16 protein-coding genes and 1 pseudogene are annotated in these 18,692 nt (G+C 71.5%); 10 read left to right on the top strand and 7 right to left on the bottom strand.

Features of this window, described 5'->3' with window-relative positions:
• The first annotated feature begins 243 nt into the window (after nt 1-243).
• Together Phou_RS29740 and Phou_RS29735 are read left to right on the top strand one after the other, a co-directional pair.
• A complete protein-coding gene (locus tag Phou_RS29740; protein WP_173061890.1) occupies nt 244-2,175 on the top strand; it encodes an NHL repeat-containing protein in 1,932 nt (643 codons plus the stop codon).
• Between the two features lie 38 nt (nt 2,176-2,213).
• Nucleotides 2,214-4,016, top strand: a complete 1,803-nt coding sequence (locus Phou_RS29735; RefSeq protein WP_173061887.1) for a hypothetical protein — start codon at nt 2,214-2,216, stop codon at nt 4,014-4,016.
• A 62-nt stretch (nt 4,017-4,078) separates the two neighbouring features.
• Here the strand turns inward: Phou_RS29735 and Phou_RS29730 are convergent, their stop codons facing one another.
• Both Phou_RS29730 and Phou_RS29725 read right to left on the bottom strand, forming a co-directional pair.
• A complete protein-coding gene (locus Phou_RS29730) occupies nt 4,079-6,307 on the bottom strand; it encodes an MMPL family transporter (RefSeq protein ID WP_173061884.1) in 2,229 nt (742 codons plus the stop codon).
• Nucleotides 6,308-6,401: 94 nt separating this feature from the next.
• Complete coding sequence (locus Phou_RS29725; protein ID WP_173061882.1) at nt 6,402-6,929, bottom strand: pyridoxamine 5'-phosphate oxidase family protein; 528 nt, start codon at nt 6,927-6,929, stop codon at nt 6,402-6,404.
• A gap of 754 nt (nt 6,930-7,683) precedes the next feature.
• Between Phou_RS29725 and Phou_RS29720 the strand changes: the two genes are divergently transcribed.
• From Phou_RS29720 to Phou_RS29710, 3 genes are all read left to right on the top strand, one after another.
• A complete protein-coding gene (locus tag Phou_RS29720) occupies nt 7,684-8,400 on the top strand; it encodes a fibronectin type III domain-containing protein (RefSeq protein ID WP_173061879.1) in 717 nt (238 codons plus the stop codon).
• A gap of 51 nt (nt 8,401-8,451) precedes the next feature.
• A complete protein-coding gene (locus tag Phou_RS29715) occupies nt 8,452-8,937 on the top strand; it encodes a hypothetical protein (protein WP_173061876.1) in 486 nt (161 codons plus the stop codon).
• A gap of 119 nt (nt 8,938-9,056) precedes the next feature.
• A complete protein-coding gene (locus tag Phou_RS29710) occupies nt 9,057-10,139 on the top strand; it encodes an NAD-dependent epimerase/dehydratase family protein (protein ID WP_173061873.1) in 1,083 nt (360 codons plus the stop codon).
• On the opposite strand, the gene Phou_RS29705 is transcribed toward Phou_RS29710, so the two are convergent.
• The gene (locus Phou_RS29705; RefSeq protein WP_173061870.1) at nt 10,111-11,442 is read right to left on the bottom strand and encodes a hypothetical protein; all 1,332 of its coding nucleotides are present in this window, start codon (nt 11,440-11,442) and stop codon (nt 10,111-10,113) included. The two genes, Phou_RS29710 and Phou_RS29705, sit on opposite strands and share 29 nt — an antisense overlap.
• 146 nt (nt 11,443-11,588) lie before the next feature.
• On the opposite strand from Phou_RS29705, the gene Phou_RS29700 reads away from it, so the two are divergent.
• The 5 genes and pseudogenes from Phou_RS29700 (at nt 11,589) to Phou_RS29685 (ending at nt 15,056) form a co-directional block, all read left to right on the top strand.
• Nucleotides 11,589-12,245 (top strand): glycosyltransferase family 2 protein, encoded by a 657-nt coding sequence (locus Phou_RS29700; RefSeq protein ID WP_173061867.1) that lies wholly within the window; start codon nt 11,589-11,591, stop codon nt 12,243-12,245.
• Nucleotides 12,242-12,883 (top strand): annotated as a pseudogene (locus Phou_RS55080) (TIGR04282 family arsenosugar biosynthesis glycosyltransferase); the annotation flags it as partial. The gene Phou_RS29700 and the pseudogene Phou_RS55080, both read left to right, overlap by 4 nt.
• 45 nt (nt 12,884-12,928) lie before the next feature.
• Entirely contained in the window at nt 12,929-13,534 is a 606-nt protein-coding gene (locus Phou_RS55075; protein WP_308784715.1) for a methyltransferase domain-containing protein, read from the top strand.
• Nucleotides 13,531-14,640, top strand: a complete 1,110-nt coding sequence (locus tag Phou_RS29690) for a molybdopterin-dependent oxidoreductase (RefSeq protein ID WP_173061864.1) — start codon at nt 13,531-13,533, stop codon at nt 14,638-14,640. Before Phou_RS55075 ends, Phou_RS29690 begins: the two co-directional genes overlap by 4 nt.
• Entirely contained in the window at nt 14,637-15,056 is a 420-nt protein-coding gene (locus Phou_RS29685; protein ID WP_173061861.1) for a hypothetical protein, read from the top strand. Before Phou_RS29690 ends, Phou_RS29685 begins: the two co-directional genes overlap by 4 nt.
• 203 nt (nt 15,057-15,259) lie before the next feature.
• On the opposite strand, the gene Phou_RS29680 is transcribed toward Phou_RS29685, so the two are convergent.
• From Phou_RS29680 to Phou_RS29665, 4 genes are read right to left on the bottom strand one after another with little or no spacing between them, the layout of a single operon-like run.
• Nucleotides 15,260-16,453 carry an ABC transporter permease gene (locus tag Phou_RS29680; RefSeq protein ID WP_173061858.1) on the bottom strand — a complete coding sequence of 398 codons (1,194 nt, stop codon included), beginning with the start codon at nt 16,451-16,453 and terminating at the stop codon, nt 15,260-15,262.
• Entirely contained in the window at nt 16,450-17,106 is a 657-nt protein-coding gene (locus tag Phou_RS29675) for an ABC transporter ATP-binding protein (protein WP_173061855.1), read from the bottom strand. The genes Phou_RS29680 and Phou_RS29675 overlap by 4 nt, the downstream gene beginning before the upstream one ends.
• Nucleotides 17,103-18,200 carry a peptidoglycan-binding domain-containing protein gene (locus Phou_RS29670; RefSeq protein WP_173061852.1) on the bottom strand — a complete coding sequence of 366 codons (1,098 nt, stop codon included), beginning with the start codon at nt 18,198-18,200 and terminating at the stop codon, nt 17,103-17,105. Before Phou_RS29670 ends, Phou_RS29675 begins: the two co-directional genes overlap by 4 nt.
• Nucleotides 18,197-18,673 carry a hypothetical protein gene (locus tag Phou_RS29665; RefSeq protein WP_173061849.1) on the bottom strand — a complete coding sequence of 159 codons (477 nt, stop codon included), beginning with the start codon at nt 18,671-18,673 and terminating at the stop codon, nt 18,197-18,199. The genes Phou_RS29670 and Phou_RS29665 overlap by 4 nt, the downstream gene beginning before the upstream one ends.
• Nucleotides 18,674-18,692: the final 19 nt, after the last annotated feature.

Below are 18,692 nucleotides of genomic sequence, written 5' to 3'. Positions count from 1 at the left end.
AGGCCCCGGGGGCGATCCCTCCGGGGTTGGGTGAGCTGTTGCTTGCACAGCCCCTTGTGCCATATCGGGCGGGGCCGCAATGACCCTAGGCGCGGTCTGCCGCCGACGTCAATGCCCCGCGCACACGGTGGAGTTGGGGTTCCATCCTCAACGTCATCGACTAATTCACCCTCGGACATGTCCCATCGAGCGATCGCCGTACTAGACTCTGCGCAATTCCGGTCCCGACCGAAAGGCGTGTCCATGGTTGCCCGCCGTCACCTCATGCAAGCCACCGCGCTCGCTGGCGGAGCAGTGCTCCTACCTTCGGCCCCCGCCCACGCCGAAGCCGCGACCGAACCCGAAGGCACCCTCAGCGATCTCGGCCCGGCCAGCGTCACCACCCCGCTGGGTAACGGGGAGTTCGTCGGCTCGGTGCTCTATGCCGGCACCCGCGGACTCTCGCCCAACCTCGTGGGCGCCTACGACCTCACCGCCGACTCCGTCACCTCCCACACCGAGATCCCGACCGGCGTCGGCGTGTGGGCGATGTGCCGGGTCGGCACCGACGTCTACGTCGGCACCCACAGCCGCTCCGACCTCTACCGCCTCGACACCGTCACGGGCGCGGTCGACAGGGTGGGCGCCTACCCGTACCACTTCATCTGGAACCTCGCCTCCTCGCCGGACGGCAAGGTCTACCTCGCGATCTCCGAACCCGGCCGGGTCGTCGAGTACGACCCGGCGACGGGAGTAAGCCGCGACCTGGGCGTGACGGCCGACGGCGAGGCCTACGTGCGCAGCATCGCCGCGGACGAGACCACCATCTACGCGGGCGTCGGCGCGCACGCCCACCTGGTCGCGATCGACCGCGCGACCGGGACCAGGCGCGACATCCTTCCCGCGGCGCTCGCCGGCCGGGACTTCGTGGCCAGCATGACGCTGTCCGACACGCATCTGGCCGGCGGCATCTCCTCCAACGGCGAGGTGCTCCTGCTGAACAAGGCCGACCCGGCCGATCACCGGGTACTGACCACGGGCGAGAAATACGTGACGTCGGTGCTCATCCACGACGGCTACGTCTACTTCGCCGCACGGCCGTCGGGCATGCTCTACCGCTGCGCGATCGACGGCGGAACCGTCGAACCCCTGGGCGTGGCCCAGCCCGAGGCGGCCACCCACCGGCTCCTCGCCCGCGACGGCCTCGTCTACGGCGTGCAGGACGGCGCGATCTTCGTCTTCGACCCCGACGACCGCTCCCTGCGCTACGTCAACCTCGTGCAGCGCGGCTTCCGGGCCGCGCCCGAGGAGCCGATGTCGGTGCACAGCGACGGGCGGCGCGTCTACGTCGGCGGCAAGGGCGGTGCAGACATCCACGACCTCGCTACCGGCACACGGACCCGGCTGGGCATACCCGGCGAACCCAAGACGGCGCTAACGGTCCGCGACGCGACGTACCTCGGCGTCTACACCCAGGCCCTGCTTTACCGCCACCGCGCGGGCGAGCCCGACGCCACCCTGCTGGCCAGGACCGGCAACCAGCAGGACCGCCCGCGCGATCTCGCGTACGACGACGCGACCGGGCTGATCGCCATGACCACGCAGCCAGAGCCGGGTCACCTCAATGGGACGCTGGCTCTCTACGCGCCGCGGTCCGGCCGGTTCGACACCTACCGGCCCGTCGTCGAGCGGCAGAGCCTCTACGCCCTGACATGCCATGCCGGCGTCGCCTACCTCGGCACGAACATCCAGGAAGGGCTCGGCCTGCCGCCGGTCACCACCACCGCCCGGCTCGCTGCCTTCGACCTGCGCACCCGCCAACTGCGCTGGCAGGTCGAACCGGTGCCCGGGGCGAAGGTCATCCCCGGCCTCGCACACACCGCACTGGCCATCTACGGCATCACCGACAGCGGCGTGCTCTTCGAGTACGACCTGCTTCGGCGCCGCGTCACCCGGACCACGAAGGTCGGCGCGCGCGGTTCGGACCTGCACATCGTGCGCCGGGTCGCGTACACCACCGACGGCAACGCGGTCTACAAGATCGATCTGGTGACGTTCACGGTCACGACCATCGTCGACGGACTGGCCGGCCAGTGGTTCGGCGGCGAACCCAAACTCGCCCTGGACCCGTCCCAGCGCACGCTGTTCGGCCTCAAGGACCGCAACCTGGTCCGCATCGCGATCGCCGGCCGCTGACAGCTTCGACACGTCCCCCAACGAAGAGGAGCAGGCGCATGACGCATCTCAGCCGACGTAACGTGATTCAACTCGCGGCGCTGTCCGCGGTGGGCGGCAGCGTGCTCGGCGAACTGCCGGCCTCGGCCGCAAGCCCGCGCGAGCCGGGGCAGTTCGGCCCGGCGTCACTGAGCGCGGCCATCGTCGGCATGGCCGTCGACCGCACCACCGGATACTTCGTCACCCGGGGGCAGACACCGCCGAAGGTGGTCACGTACGACATCGCGTCCCGCACCGTGACAGACGTGGTCTCACTCGAACGGGGCGACGGCGGCTGGGCCTGCACCATCTCCGGCGGCAAGGTCTACATCGGCACCTACTCGTTCGGCGACATCGTCGAGTACGACCCGGCGACCCGCACCGCCAGGCGACTCGGCACCATTGGCCCGTCCGGCACGATCGTCTTCGCCGCCACCACCGCACCCGATGGCGTCGTCTACTTCGGCACCTACCCCCGGGGAGAGGTCTGGTCCCTGCAACCGGCGACCGGAGCGCTGACGAACCTCGGGCGCGCTTTCCCCGGATCCCAGTACGCCCGCCTGCTCGCCGCGGACGAGAGCTACGTGTACGTAGGCACGATCCCCTCCCACATCGTCCGGATCGACCGCAGCACCGGGGTGAAGGTCGACGTCATGCCCGCCGGCACCCCACTTGACGCGGGACTCGGTGCACTGGCCGCGGGCGGCGGCCGGGTCTACGCCGCGTCCGCCTTCGGGGTCCACGACATCGCCCGCGACGGCTCCGGCTACGTCGAGGTGCCCGCCGACCAGGAGTACCTGGTAGACACCCTGACCGTCACCGACGACGGTGGGCTGCTCGCCCTGGGACGGCTGACCGGATCCATCCTCCGCCGGGACGGCGACCGGTTGGTCAAGATCGCCCAAGGTCCGGAAGGCGACGAAGGACGCGGGGTGGCGCTGCTCCCCGACGGAACCGTCTTCGCCGCCAACGGCAGTGGGCGCGTGTCGACGCTCGCGCCCGGCCGCGACACGGTGGAGCAGGACGACCTGGCCGACGACCCGCGGGCGGCCGGACCCGAACTCCTGCAGTCGATGTGCGCCGCACCCGACGGCTCGGTCTACGTCGGCGGGCACTTCGCGATCACCGTGCACAAACCCGCTCGCGGCATCAGCCGCCGGTACCCCGTCGCCGGCGAGGCGAAGGACATCGCGGCGTGGCGGAACCGGATGGTCAGCGCTCTTTACCCGAGCGGCGAGGTCATCGACCTGGACCCCCGAACCGGTCGGGTGCGCAGCTTCGGCCGGATCGGCAACAACCAGCAGCGGCCCTGGGACGTGGTGCACCACGAGCCGTCGGGCCTCGTCCTGATCGCGTCGGCCCCGCGCTACGGCAGCCTGCAGGGCGCCCTCACGCTCCTGGACCCGGCGACCGGGACGATGGAGGTACGCCTCGACATCCTGCCGAACCAGGCGCTGAACGCCATCGCGCTGGACGGCGACCTCGCGTACGTCGCCGGAGACACCTGGGGCGGCAACGGGATCCCGCCCACCGAACCCACCTCCGGGCCGACCCGCCGCCGGCTTCTGCGCGAACCCGCGTTGGCCCCCGCCCGCGACCCTCGCCGCTCCGGGATGCCTCGCCCTCCGGCGCCGGCATCACCCGCAACGAACTGGCCGAGTTGCGGCGAACGCCCTTCGCCGCGGATCCGCGTTCCGGTGGAACTCCAAGGACCAGTGGGTCGTCTCCACGGCAGGCGCATCCGGCCCTGGTCAGCGACGAAGACCGCGGGTGGCGCCGCAGCCGGCACCACTGCCAGTTCCTGGCCGCGGATATCGCGGTGAGCTTAACCTCGTTGAGTCTCCATACCGTCCCGATCTGCGGCTGAACGGCTCGGCTGTGCCGGCTAGCCGGGCATGCCGACTTCCTGCTGTGGTCTCGGCTGCGGCTGGCCGGGTTCGGCCTGGTCCGGCTTCGAGGTGGACCGAGACAGGAATGACAGCCAGCGGGGCAGGTACCAGCAGCGGTCGCCGAGTAGTGAGAGCACGGAGGGCAGAAGCACCGCCCGCACGACGGTCGCGTCCAGCAGGATGGCCACGGCGAGGCCCACGCCCATCTGCTTGAAGACCTGCATCGAGAGGGTCGCGAGCACAGCGAATACCGCCACCATGATGATCGCGGCACTGGTCACCACGCCCGCGGACGTACGGATGCCGTGCGACACGGCTTCCCGGGTAGGTGCCCTGTTGTCGTGCGCCTCGCGGATGCGGGACACCACGAACACGTGGTAGTCCATGGACAGTCCGAAGAGGATGACGAACGCGAACAGCGGCAGCCAGGACTCGATGGCGCCGACACCCTCGGTGCCGACCAGCCCGGCGCCCCAGCCGTGCTGGAAGACCGTCACGATGACCCCGAACGAGGCGGCCACGGATAGCAGGTTCAGCCCGACCGAGACCACGGCGATGGTCAGCGACCGGAACGCCACCAGGATCAGCACGAACGCCAGGCCCAGCACGAACACGAAGACCGGCACGATGCCCCGCCGGAGCTGGTCGTTGAAGTCGACGGAGAAGGCCAGCTCCCCGGTGACGTACGCCTGCGTGTCAGGCACGGCGCCGAACGTCTGCGGTATCGCCTCGTCGCGCAGCGCGTCCAGCGCGCGTCGCGATGTGCTGTCCGTTCCGTTGCCCGCCAAGGGGACCTCGATCTCGATGACGTTCTGCGCTGCGTGCGTGGTGACCTGGATGGGTTCGTTGACCAGCCCGGTGCGCATGGCCGCGGCGGTGAAGCCGGTCACCGCCTGGCGGACCTGCGGCGCCTGGATGTCGTCGGCCTGCACCACCACCCTGGCCGGGCTGGGACCCCCGGGAAACGCCTCGACGATGTGGTCGTACGACTGGACGATCGCGGAGTCGGCGGGCAGCTGCTTGTCCAGGCTCAGCCGCTCCGTGTGCATGCCCAGCACGGGCACGGCCAGCAGGAGCAGGAACGCCCCGGACGCCAGCGCGGACAGGCCGGGACGGGCGAGTACCCGGTCAAGCACCGCGCCCCAAACCCGGCTGCCACCCTGCGGGCGCCGCAACCGGGCCAGGCCGGGGATGCGGCCGAAGTCGACCCGGTCGCCGAGCAGCGAGAGCAACGCGGGCAGGACGGTCACCGAGCCGGTGATGGCCACGAGCACCACCATGATGGTGGCCAGCGCGAACCCGTCGAACAGCAGCATGCCGGACAGGAACATGCCCGACATCGCCACGACGACAGTCAGGCCGGAGATCAGCACCGACCGCCCGGACGTCGCGGCGGCGATGCGTAACGAGGTAGCCGCGTCGTGCCCGTTCGCGCGCTCCTCACGCTCCCGGCGCAGGTAGAACAGGCAGTAGTCGACGCCGACGGCCAGGCCCACCAGCAGCATCACCGAGCTGGCCGAGTTGTCCACGTGTACGCGTTGGCTGACGAGGGCGAGCAGGCCGTTCGCGGCGAGGAACGCGGTCATCGCCAGCCCGACCGGAAGCACCGCGGCCAGTAGCGCGCCGAAGGCGACGAGCAGGATGCCCAACGCCAGGGGGATCGCCGTCCATTCGGCGCGGTGGAAGTCTTTGAGGATCGTGTCGTTGAACCACTTGTTGGCGCTGGCCTCGCCGAACTGGTCGATGGTCAGCTCGGGGTGGGCGGCCCTGACGGAGTTCACCGCGTCCAGCACCGGCTGCACCCGTTCGTACGCGGTCTCCATCGCGCCCGTTACGGCGAACTGCACAAGCGCGCTGTGGCGGTCGCGCGAGATTAGGCCGGTCGCGTACGGCTCGCGAAGATCGGTGGTCAGTCCGGTGGCCTGCAAGCCGGACACAAGATCGTCCACGGCCGCGCGGAACTGCGTCGTGTCAGCGGTCGCGGTCTCGCTGTGTACGAGGACCATCTCGCTGGCGGGCTGCTCGATTCCCGCCTCGTCCAGGACCTGCATGGCCCGGGCGGAGTCGCCTTCCGCGTACTCGTCCATGGTCATCTGTTGTTGGCCAACGGCGGTGCCGAGGACGGTCAGGGCCACGACCAGCAGCAGCCAGCCGAGGATGGCGGTCTTGCGGTGCCGCACGCTCCAACCGCCGAGCCTGGCGGCCAGGTTGCGTCTGTCGTTCATCGGGATTCCTTTGGTGACGGGAGGCGTCTAGACCGCCAGGAACTTCATGAGGTGGTAAACGACGAAGACCGGCCACACCGGGGCCATGAGGGTTCTAGGCCACCGGCACGCGGGCACGGGCCAAGGCCGGGACGCGCATCTGCATCAGGGAGACGCCGAGGCCGTAGGTCACAAACAGGCCCTCGGGAGTGATCTCGATAACGCGGCTCGACGTCTGCCGCTCGGTGGGCAGCATGGATACCAGCATCTCGGCCAGCGGGCCGCTTTCCAGCGGGCCTGCCGGGTGCACGACCGCCGAAGCGCGGAAGCTGATGGTCGCCGGCGGGATCGGCAGCAGGAGCGCCATGACCCCGCCGCGGCGCACCGGGACGGTCACCGCCACCTGACCATTGGCGGCGATATGCCGGGCCTTCCAACTGTCGTCGGCAACGGCGACGAACATCCGCCGGTCGATCATGCGGTACACAACGCCGCTCGAGCGGGGCTGGCCCGCCGGCGTGACGTGGCTGAGGACCGCGAACGACGCCTTGGCGAGTTCGCGCCATACCAGCGCGCTGGTCGTCCGGTGGTTGGAGGACGCGTGGTTCGTGGTTGTGGACACGCCCCGAAGGGTGCGCCGCATTCGAGCGGGGCGGGCAGGAGCGGTTGGCCCGGAACGGTGGGTCCAAGGTCCCTGACACAGGCTGGAGGGCCGTCACGCACGATCACTGGGGCTCTGTGGCGGCGCGGCATCGCTTGGCGAGGATCCAGGTGAAGCGATTTGCGCTAAGGGAGGCGTCGTTTCCGTTGCGGCTGATCGGTACGCGGGCCGGAGGAAACCCGCCGGCGGTCGCTGGAAAACGCGGGACCGAGTCGGGCTGGCCGACCGGGCGGGCCACCGCCCGAGCGAGTTACCGCGGACGGTGACTCCCGCACCGCGGTCCGGCGTCGACTGCGCCGAAACGGTGCCGCGGCGGACGGCGAGCCCGCCGGACCGCTCGGCAAGGACCTTGGCGATGACGGCGGCGGTGCGGACCTCGTCGACGGGGATACGGGCCTCGTACCGTGCCGGTCGCGCGGCCGCCAGGATACATCTGGTCCCTGTGACCCCAGCCGGTCCCGGGCTGGGCTGGCGGCCCTGCCCGCGCCCCCCGGGCCGAGGGCACGCAGGCCGGGCCAGTCACCGGATCAGCGGGCTGGTGCGGGTGTGGTCGCCCGTCCTCGTTCGGCGGTGAACCGGTCGCGTACGGTGGTGGCGACCCGGTCGCCGGCCTCCAGCGCCGCTTGCACGGGTCGCGCGGTCAAGCCATGGCGTGCCGGCTTACATCCGTAACCCCCGGGCATGGCGACACGTCCTATCCATTGACAGTCGTCACTGGAAAAGGCAGCATGCTGGCATGTTCCGCCCAACACAGGTCGTGCTCGTGTCTGCGATCCTGGCGCTGGTGGCCTCCGCCCCGGCGCCGGCCGCGGCGAGCGAGCCGGTTTCCCCGCCCGCCGCCCCACACATCGCCGGCACGCAGCTGCTCTCCGCCACCACCGTCGACCTCGCCTGGTTCAACGCCACCGCCGGCACCAACCCGATCGCCGCCTACGAGGTCTACACCCGCCAACCGGGCACGACCTACCCGGGCCGGCTGGTCACCACCACGACCAGCTCCTGGGTCTTCGTCCAGGTCGGCGGCCTGCGCCCGGCCACCGCGTATCAGCTGTACGTGCGGGCCCGCGACACCACGGGCGTCCGCGGCCCCGCATCGGCTCCGGTGAACGTCACGACGCTGCCGTACGAGCTCGTGCCCGGCCCGCCGGGCGCCGCCACGGTCACCTCTACCACCGCGACGGTCTCCTGGCGACCGCCGGCGGTCAGCGCCGATCGCATCGCCGGCTACGACCTGCTCGTACCGGCGGCGACCCCGACCCAGCCGATGCAGATCCGGGCGAGTACCGGCCCGTCGACCACAGCCGTCGAGCTCACTGGGCTCCGGCCCGGGACGACGTACACATTTCACGCGATCGTCCGCTTTACCGACGGCACGCCGCGGTCTGCCCCGTCGTCGCGTGGCACGGTCACCACCGCTCTGTCGGTGCCGCCGTCCCCGCAGCCGGGATTTTGACGTGAATCCATCGAAGAGGAGCGAGCGATGACTAGGCTGCGGCGTGCATTCGTGATCGTCATCGCGGTCATCAGCGGCCTGCTGGCGTCGTCCACGGCGGCACGCGCGAACGCCGTGTTCCCGTTCCGAGCCGACTCGGGCGACAACTGCCGATACGGCACCACCCAAGGCAGCCTGATCTGGCGATACAGCACAACCACCCCGATCCGGCCGATCACCCTCGACGTCCGCGGCACGCTGGTCGACCATCCACTGCCAGACGAATGGGGCTTCCTGTGCCGTGACGACGGCTACTACTCGGTGGCGACCTTCGTGGCATACCTCAGCAACGGCACAACAGCGCGCGCGGAAGCCAGGGCCGACAACGCGATCGTCAGCTTGGGTTTCACTCTCGGATCCAGCTCGACGACATCCAGCATCAGCCGGGCCACCGTGCAGGTATGCCGATCACCGCTGCGCGGCACCGGGGCCAGTTACTGCGGCACACCGCAGCACTACGCACCCGTGGTCTACGACCCACCGCCACCTACGCCGTAAACCGGCAGCCAGGCGGATCACGCCTGCAATCAAAGCCGGTGGTTCGGAAAGTATTGTGAGGCGCTTACGGTCCGCCCTTGAACGTTTCGGTGTGACCGTGATCTCCGTACGGTGACGGTGTGCGGACATTGATCACAGGCGGTGCCGGTTTCGTCGGCTCGCACGTGGCGGACCTGCTCGTCGACGAGGGCCACGAGGTGGTGGTGCTGGATGCCTTGCTGCCGCAGGCGCACGGCGCTGCCGCGCCGGACTGGTGCGCGCGCCATGCCCTTGTCGGCGGTGACGTCCGCGACGGTGCCCGGCTGGTGGGGCTGCTGGAGGGCGTGGACGCGGTGTGCCACCAGGCCGCGATGGTGGGTCATGGGCTGGACCCGTCGGACGCGCCAGAGTATGCCAGCCACAATGACTACGGCACCGCGGTGCTGCTCGCGGCGATGCATACCGCGGGGGTGCGGCGGCTGGTCCTGGCGAGTTCGATGGTCGTTTACGGCGAGGGCCGGTACATCTGCCCTGAGCACGGGTTGGTGCGGCCAGCGTCTCGCCGTGAGGCCGACCTGGCCGCTGGCCTTTTCGATCCACGCTGTCCAGACTGCGGCGCCGCCCTCGCGCCGGCGCTGGTGCCGGAGACCGCGCCGTTGGAGCCGCGCAGCGTCTATGCCGCGACGAAGGTGGCGCAGGAGCATCTGGCTGCGGCGTGGGCGCGGCAGACCGGCGGCAGCGTGTGGGCGTTGCGTTACCACAACGTGTACGGGCCGCGGATGCCGCGCGATACCCCGTACGCCGGTGTGGCCTCGATCTTCCGGTCGGCACTGGCTCGTGGGCACGCGCCGCGGGTGTTGGAGGATGGTCGGCAGCGCCGCGATTTCGTGCACGTCACCGATGTGGCCCGCGCCAACCTGCTCGCGTTGACCGGTCCTGAGCCTACGTCCGGGTTCGCGGCCGTGAACGTGTGCTCTGGCGAACCGCACACGGTCGGCGACCTCGCGGAGGTCCTCGCGGCGGCGATGGGTGGTCCGGCGCCGATCGTGGTCGGTGGTGCCCGTGCGGCGGACGTGCGGCACGTGGTGGCTTCGCCTCAGCGCGCGGCCGACGTGTTGGGCTTCGAGGCCCGGGTCGGGTTCGTCGAGGGTGTCACGGCGTTCGCCACGGATCCCTTGCGGGAGCCGGCATCGATCACCACCATGTCCACAGTAGATGGTTGACCGCCAGGGCGGTGGCCGCTTGGGCGGCCAGCCAGGCCCGCCGGTCCGCCTCCGGTAGCCGGGCGGTCGCGACGACCAGCCAGACGGTGAACGGCAGCCAGATCCGTTCGACCTCGGCCTTGCTGAGCCCGGACAGGTCAGCCACCAGCACTGCCAGGGCGGCGGCCAGCGGTAGCACTATCGAGGCGGTGCGGTATCGCCGGGCGGCCAGCACGGTGCTTCGTAGTGCCGGCAGCAGCACCGGTCCGGCCGCTAGAACGAGACTGGCCAGGTTGGCCCACACCCAGTACGCGTACGGGCGGTCCGCGGCCCAGCCCTGGTAGTAGCGCTCGACGACGAGCCGGTATCCCTGCGGCCACCAGAAGCCGGCGGCCGTGAACACGGCGGCGACGCCCGCGACGCCGGCCGCGCCGCAAAGAAGTACCGCGAGGCGGTCTCGCTGGCGCAGCGCAATCACGGCCAGCGCGAGCACGCCGACCAGGACGAAGCCGTACGACAAGTAGAGCGCGAAACCCAAAACCGTCCCGCCGGCCAGGGCGAGCCACCACCGCCGCGCCGCCAGCAACGCCAGGCCGGCAGCGACCACGGCGGCGAATATGCCGTCGGCGGAGGCGCCCACCCACACCGCGCCGGGCAGCAGCACGAGAAACGGCAGGGCGGCGCGGGCGGCGGCCTGGTCGCCGAGCGAGCGCAGCGCGAGCGGCACGGAGACAGCGACGGTGGCACCGGCCAGGACGCAGGCCAGGGCCGCCGGCCCGCCGCCGCCGAGCCCGATCCGGTCCAGCCACACGAAGATCAGCAGCGCGCCCGGTGGATGTCCGGCCGTGTGCGTGGACCAGACGCCGGCGTCGGTTTGGACGATCTTGTCGGCGAACCCGGACAGCATGGCGGAGATGTCGGTGACCCTCGGCACCTCGTTGAGGTATTCGGCCTCGGGGGTTAGCCGAGTTGCCAGCCCTTTCGACCAGCCGTCCACAAGGGCTAGTGACAGCGCCCAGGCGACCGCCGCCAGGTAGCTGGCGGCGAGCAGCCGTCCCCACGGCGCGTCGCGGGCCCAGCCCACGCCTCTCCACACGACTGCGGCCGCGACGGCGATGGCCGCGGGGGTGCCCCAGCCGACGTGGGGGCGCCACGCGCCGAAGATTGGTGCGGCTTCGGCCCACAGGCGCACACCGCGAGCGTTGAGCAGCGCCCCGACGGCGAACGCGGCCAGTACGAGCGCGGCCTCGACGCCGAGGACGGTGAGGTCCGCGCGCCGGCCGCGCGCCGAGGACTGCCGTGGTGATGGGAGGTCGGTGAGCATGATGGCCGCCGACGCTACGCCGCCGGCCCCCGGGAAGATACCGGCGCGAGGAAGCCGTCAGCAGTTCGTAAGAACCACGCCGCGGTAAGGGATTCGTAAGGCACGATGCGGCCTTCGGCCGCCGCGAGCGGTCCTACGGTGCGGGTATGGACGCGCATGTTGATGTGGTTCTGCCATGCCTGGACGAGGCAGCGGCGCTGCCTGGTGTGCTGGCTGCCTTGCCGGCCGGGTTCCGGGCGATCGTTGTGGACAACGGCTCCACCGACGGCTCCCCGCGGGTGGCGGCGGCATGCGGGGCGTATGTGGTGCACGAGCCGCGGCGGGGGTATGGCGCCGCCGTGCACACCGGCCTGGAGGCGGCCACCGCCGACGTGGTGTGCTTCCTGGACGCCGACGGCTCGCTCGACCCGGACGAGCTCGCCGCGCTGGCGGCACCGGTCCGCTCCGGCGACGCCGACCTCGCCGCGGGCCGCCGAGTGCCGACCGGTTCGGGCGTCTGGCCGTGGCATGCCCGGGCCGGCAACGCGCTGCTTGCCGCGCTGCTGCGTCGCCGGGGCGTGCTGGTGCACGACATCGCCCCGGCGCGGGCAGTCCGGCGTATCGCTCTGCTGGAGCTGGGCGTCGCGGACCGGGCGTTCGGCTACCCGCTGGAGCTGCTGTTGCGCGCCGGCGCGGCCGGCTGGCGGATCGTCGAGCTGCCGGTCGCCTACCGCCCCCGGGCCGCCGGGACGAGGTCGAAGGTCTCCGGGTCGGTGCGCGGCACCCTGCGGGCCGCCCGGGACATGGCAGGGGTGCTGCGATGACCGGGATCCTGCTGGTCGTGGCGAAGGCGCCGGTGGCCGGGCTGGCGAAGACCCGGTTGTGCCCGCCCGCCACGCCTGACCAGGCCGCGGCGGTGGCCGCCGCGGCGCTGCTCGACACCCTCGCCGCGGTGCGGGCCACCCCGGCCACCGTGCCAGTCCTGGCGTACGCGGGCCGGCTCGCCGACGCCGAGCGGGCCGCCGAGATCAACGCCGCACTGGCCGGCTGGGCGATGCTCGGGCAGCACGGCGACGGGTTCGGCGAACGGCTCACCCAAGCCCACCTCGACGCGGCCAAGCTGCTGCCCGGCCAGCCGGTGCTCCAGATCGGCATGGACACCCCGCAGGTCACGCCGCACCTGCTCGGCGCCTCGCTGCGCCGGCTGGCCGTCGCCGACGCGGTCCTCGGGCCCGCCGACGACGGCGGCTGGTGGGCGCTCGGGTTACGGGACCCGCGCCACGCCGCGGTCCTGCGCGACGTCCCGATGTCCACACCGGACACCGGGCGCCTCACCCGCCTGGCGCTGGCGGCGCAGGGCCTACGCGTGGCCGACCTACCCACACTATCCGATGTGGACACCTGGGACACGGCGACCGCCGTTGCCGGTGAGCTGCCGGGCAGCCGGTTCGCCGCCGCCGTCGACGAGGTCGATGCCGGCTTCGACGGCGCGCACGCCGCGCCCGACGTGGCCAGCCCGTGCTGGTTGGACGGCACCGACGGGCAACGCACCCACTTGCCGGTGCGGCGCTGGCACGACAACCCGGAGCCAGCCGCCCGGGACATCGTCGACCGATGCGGCGGCCCGACCATCGACGTCGGCTGCGGCCCCGGCCGGCTCACCGCCGACCTGGCCGCTCGCGGCGTGATCTGCCTGGGGATCGACACCGCCGCCGCGGCGGTCGCCTTGACCCGCGGCCGGGGTGGGCCGGCGCTGCGCCGGGACGTGTTCGCCCCGCTGCCGGGCCAGGGACGGTGGTCGCACGTGCTGTTGATGGACGGCAACATCGGCATCGGCGGCGACCCGCACGCGCTGCTGTGCCGCTGCGCCACCCTGCTGCGGCCGGGTGGAACGGTCCTGGTCGAGCTGGAGGCCCCCGACGCGGGCCTGTGGCGCGGACACGCCCACCTCGCCTACGGCCACGACGACCGGCCACCCCGCAACAGCCCGGCCTTCCCCTGGGCACGGCTGGGCGTGGCGGCTATCCACCGGATCGCCGCCACCGCCGGGCTCACCGTCCGCGCGGTCTTCGCGCGGGAACAGCGCTGGTTCGCCGAACTGCAGCGACCATGAAGGCTTCGCTGCCCCGGCCGGAGGCCTTCCACTCGCCGGCGCACACCCCGACCGTTTCCGCGCGACTCGGGCTGTGGCTCGGTGTCGCGTTCGGGCTGTGCTTCCTGACCGGCCTGGCAAGCCACTACGCCCAGCACCCCCCGGCCTGGTTCAGTTGGCCGACCCGGCCGGTGAGCCTCTACCGGATCACCCAGGGCGTGCACGTGCTGTCCGGTATCGCCGCCATCCCGCTGCTGTTGGCCAAGCTGTGGAGCGTCTACCCACGCCTGTTCATCCGCCCACCCCGCCGCCCACCGGCCCTCGTGGCCACCCACACGGCCGAACGGCTGTCGATCCTCATCCTGCTCTGCGCCGCGTTCTTCGAACTCGTCTCCGGCCTGTTCAACGTCGCTCAGTCGTACCCTTGGCGGTTCTTCTTCATCGAAACCCACTACGCGGTGGCCTGGGTCGCGGTCGGTGCCCTGGCCGTCCACATCGCGGTCAAGCTCCCAGTCACGCGGTCCGCGTTCGCTGAACGCCCGGACCCCGACCGGCGGGCGTTCCTACGCACCGCCTGGGCCGCGTCCACCGTCGCCGTGCTCGCCACCGCCGGCGTCACCGTGCCCTGGCTCCGCCGGGTGTCCGCGCTGGCCTGGCGCTCCAACGGCGGCCCACAGGGAATACCGGTCAACCGCACCGCCGCGGCCGCCGGCATCCGGGTGCCCAACGACTGGCGGCTGGAAATCTCCTGGCCCGGCGCCACCCACGCGCTCTCCCTGGCCGACCTGGCCGCCCTGCCCCAGCGCACGGCCACACTGCCGATCGCCTGCGTCGAAGGCTGGAGCGCCACCGCCGCCTGGACCGGCGTAGCCGTCAAGGACCTGCTCGCCGCGGTGGGCGCGCCCACCGACCGGCCGGTACGGGTCGCCTCGCTGGAGAAGGCCGGCCTGTACGCCACCAGCACCCTGCCCGCGGCGCACGTCGCCGACCCACTCACCCTGCTCGCGCTGGGCGTCAACGGCGAGATCCTCAGCCCGGACCACGGCTACCCGTGCCGGATCATCGCGCCCAGCCGGCCCGGCGTCCTGCAAACCAAATGGGTCACCCGGCTCGAGCTCCTCCGATGAGGACCATCCGGATCCTGCTCCTCGCGGCCGGGACCGCGCTGGCCGGGTACGGCGGCTGGCTGCTCTGGCCCCAACTGCCGTACGCCGCCGGATGGCTGATCGCCGGCCCGGTACTGCACGACGCCCTCGCCGCGCCGCTGGTCGGGCTCGCTGGCCTCGCCCTCGGCCGGGTGCTGCCGGACCGGGTCTGGCGGCGTTGGGTCGCCGCCGGCCTCGCCATCACCGCCACCCTGCTGCTCATCGCCGTGCCACTGGTCTGGCGGCCGCACCCGGCCCCACCCAACCCCGGCCTGCAGGACCGCGACTACACCACCGGCCTGGCGATCTGGCTGACCGCCCTGTGGACCGGCGTCCTAGCGGGCGCTGTGGTCAGCCGATGGCGAGAGCGCCGGGCCGCCGCTCGTATCGACCGGTGACCTCGAACGCCCCTGTCACTGGAAGGATCGCCGGATGCGCACCCTGCCGATGGTCGCGCTGGTCGCCGCCGTGCCGCTGGCGCTGGCATCGCCGGCCCCTTTCCGACACGAGGTTTGTGGGACAGCGTCGACGCTGTGGACGAGTACGGGTTGAGGAAGATCGCGACAACGCGTAGGACACGCGCCCACCGCCATCGCGTTCGTCAGAGTGCCGTCAGCGCTTCTGTCGGCGAGAGCCGTGCGGCCCGCCAGGCCGGATATCCACCTGCCAACACGCCGATGACCAGCGTGGCCAGGACGCCACCTGCGGTGGCCCACAGTGGTACCACCGCCGGCCAGCCCTGGTAGGCCGCGTACCAGCCGGTGGCGGCGACGCCGAGTAGCGCGCCACAAAGCCCGCCCAGCGTCGACAGCAGCAGTGATTCGGCCAGGAACTGCAGCCGGATGTGCCCGCGGGTGGCGCCCAGCGACCGGCGCAGGCCGATCTCCGAGCGGCGTTCGAGTACCGAGATCACCATCGTGTTCGCCACGCCGACGCCACCGACGAGCAGGGCGACGGCGCCCAGGCCCAGGATCAGCGCGGTCAGCGTGACATTCGTCGCCCGCTGGGCCTTGAGTGCGTCCGACGGGCGCGACACCCGTACCTCGTTGGGCCGTTCCGGGTTGGCGGTGGCCCCGACGACCTCCTTCACGTGGAGCACCGCGTCCTGCCGGGCGCGGGTGTACACCGTCGTCGGGTACCCGTCGAAGTCCAACTCGTCGGCCGCCACCTGCCAGCCGATCAGGGCGGCGAGATCCAGCTCGGGGGCAAGCGGCACCTCACGCAGGACCCCGACGACCGTGAACCACTGCCCGCCGATCAGCACCCGGCTTTCCAGCCCGATGGTCACCACCCCGAGCCGGGTGGCGGCCTTCGCTCCGAGCACGACCGCCGGGTATCGGGCGGTCGCCTCGTTGAGCCACGCGCCGCGGTACATCCGGGCACCCACGGCGGCTAGAAGGTCGGTCCGCGCCGCCAGCACCACCATGTTGCCGGTCTGGTCCGCCGGGATCAGGTCGGAGCGGTACACGTGTGCGTTCGGGAGCTGACCGGTCGCGCTCGTCGACAGGACCGTCGGGATCCGGCTGATCATCGTGACCGACTCGGGCGGCAGGTGCGCCGCCGTGCCCGCCAGGGTCTGGCCCGGCGTCACGCGCAGCAGGTTCGTACCCAGTGCGGCCAGCTGCCGGTTGAGGCTCTCCGCGCTGGAGCTCGCGACGCCGACCACGCACACCATGGCCGCGATGCCGAACGCGATGCCGAGCGCGGACAGCGCGATGCGCAGCGGGCGGGTACGCAGACCGGCCGCGCCGGTACGGACGATGTCTCGCGGCAGCAGCCGGGACGGGGCCGTCATGATCCGACCACCTGCCCGTCGCGCAGCTCCACCCGGCGCGGCAGCGAGGCGGCGAGGTCACGGTCGTGGGTGATGATGACGACGGTGACGCCCGAGGAGTTCAGGTCGCGCAGCAGCTCCATCACGCCGGTGCCCGACTCCGAGTCGAGATTACCGGTCGGCTCGTCCGCCAGAAGTGCGCCCGGCTCGCCGACGACCGCGCGGGCCACCGCGACCCGCTGCTTCTCGCCTCCCGAGAGCTGGTGCGGGCGGTGCTCCAACCGGTGGCTCAGCCCGACCTGGCCCAGCGCCCGCTTGGCGCGCCGCCGCCGCTCCCGGAGCGGTATGCCCGCGTACAGCAGGCCGTCCGCGACGTTGTCCAGCGCGGACACTCCAGCCGCGAGATGGAACTGCTGGAAGACGAACCCGATGGTGCGCCCGCGCAGCGCCGACAGCTGCCGATCGGAGAGCGTTGACAGGTCGCTGCCGCCGATCTCCACGGTGCCGCTGCTCGGCAGGTCCAACGCGCCGATCAGGTGCAGCATCGTCGACTTGCCCGAACCGGACGGGCCGACGATGCCGACCAGCTCACCCGCCGCGATGTGCAGCGAGACCTCGCGCAGCGCCCGCACCCCACCCGGGTAGGTCTTCTCGACCCGGTCCAGCGTGATCACGAGGCCACCCCCACGAGCGTGCCCTCCGTAATGCCCTCGCCGGTGATCTGTACCCGCCCGCTGGCGAACATACCGAGCTGCACGGGTACGTAGCGACGGGTCGAGCCGGTCACGACCTCCACGCCGTATCCGCCACCGTCGAGCGCCACCAGCGCGCCGACCGGAACAGTGAGCACGTTCTGAACGCTGGCCGAGACCAGCTTGACCGAGACCGGGGCCTGGTCGAGGGTGCCGAGGGCGGACTGGTCGGCGATTGTCACCGTCACCTCGATCGTGGCGGTCGGGTTCTGGCCGCCGCCGCCACTGTTGCCGTTGCCGCCGTTTGCGCCGGACCCCGACTCGTTGGACGCCGTCGCGACCGATCCGACAGTTGCGACCGTACCCGCCACGGTCTTGCTGTTCGGGAGGGTGACCGGCGCGGTGGCGCCCACCTTGGCGAGGCTCTGCAGGTTCACATCGAGGGCGATGCGCACCTGCCGGGTGGTACCGGTGTAGGTCAGGATGGCGTTGCCGGCCGCGTCACCCAGGTGGGCGCTAACCGCGGTGACACGCATCTCGGCCGCCGTGAGCACGACGTCGGTCGGTGACACGACACCCGTCTCCGGATAGCCGAGGCTCTCCTGCCAGCGGCGCACGGCGGTCGCCGTGGCCGCGGTGAAGGTGTTGTCGACGGTCATCCCGGCGTAGCCGAGCGCGGCGAGGTTCTGCTCGACCTCTTTGACATCGTCACCGGTGGCACCGAACTGGATCGGCCGGTACAGCGGAAGCGCACCGTGGAACAACGGAACCGGCCGGTTGTCCACTTTGTACACCGCCTGGCCGCGCCGGATCACCGTGCCGGGCGCGGGCAGCCAGGTGACGACACCCTCCCGATGCCCAGTGACCGTCTCCGGGTTGCCGTAGTCGAGGACGCCGTTGACCGGCCGGGTCTGGGTCAGCGTCGTACGCGTCACTGAGGTGGTCTTGGCCACCGGTGCGGCGCCGCTGGTGTCCGGCTGCGGCCCACCTCCGAAACCGATGGCGGCGCCAGCCACCGCGGCGGCCACCAGGACGACCCCGCCGGTCACCCGCCCGGCTCGCCACAGGCGGTTCACTTCTCCTTCCCTTCGCCCCAGCCATTGGGCAGCTTCGATTTGCAAGCCTGGTACGCGGGCGTGGTCACGAGCCCCTCACGGGTTCCGTCAGCCTCCATGTTGCCGGTCGCGTCCGGATCGGTGACCTGTACGCCGTGCTCGCGCATGCACACCGCGAACGCGCGCAACTGCTCCAGCTCCTCGGCGCTCGGTCCGGTGTCTTGCTCGTCACCGGGTTTGAGCAGGTACCCACATGCCTGCTCCGCAGATTTGTAAGCCGGATTGTTCTTGTCGCCCGGGGGCAGCTCCGCACCGGGAGCGGGGTCGGCCATGTCCCAGCCGTGCTCGCGCATACACCGGGCGAACGCGACGGGATCCCCGGGGAGCTGGCCACTGGGCGCGGCCGACGGCTGCGCGTTCGAGGAGTCCTTGCACGCCGTCGTCCCGAACAGCAACGCGAGCAACACGATAGGTACCGCGATCAGTCGTCTCATGGCGAGAAGTTCTACGCAG

Source organism: Phytohabitans houttuyneae (genome assembly GCF_011764425.1).
GTDB lineage: Bacteria > Actinomycetota > Actinomycetes > Mycobacteriales > Micromonosporaceae > Phytohabitans > Phytohabitans houttuyneae.
This window is presented reverse-complemented; position numbering and strand designations above follow the sequence as displayed.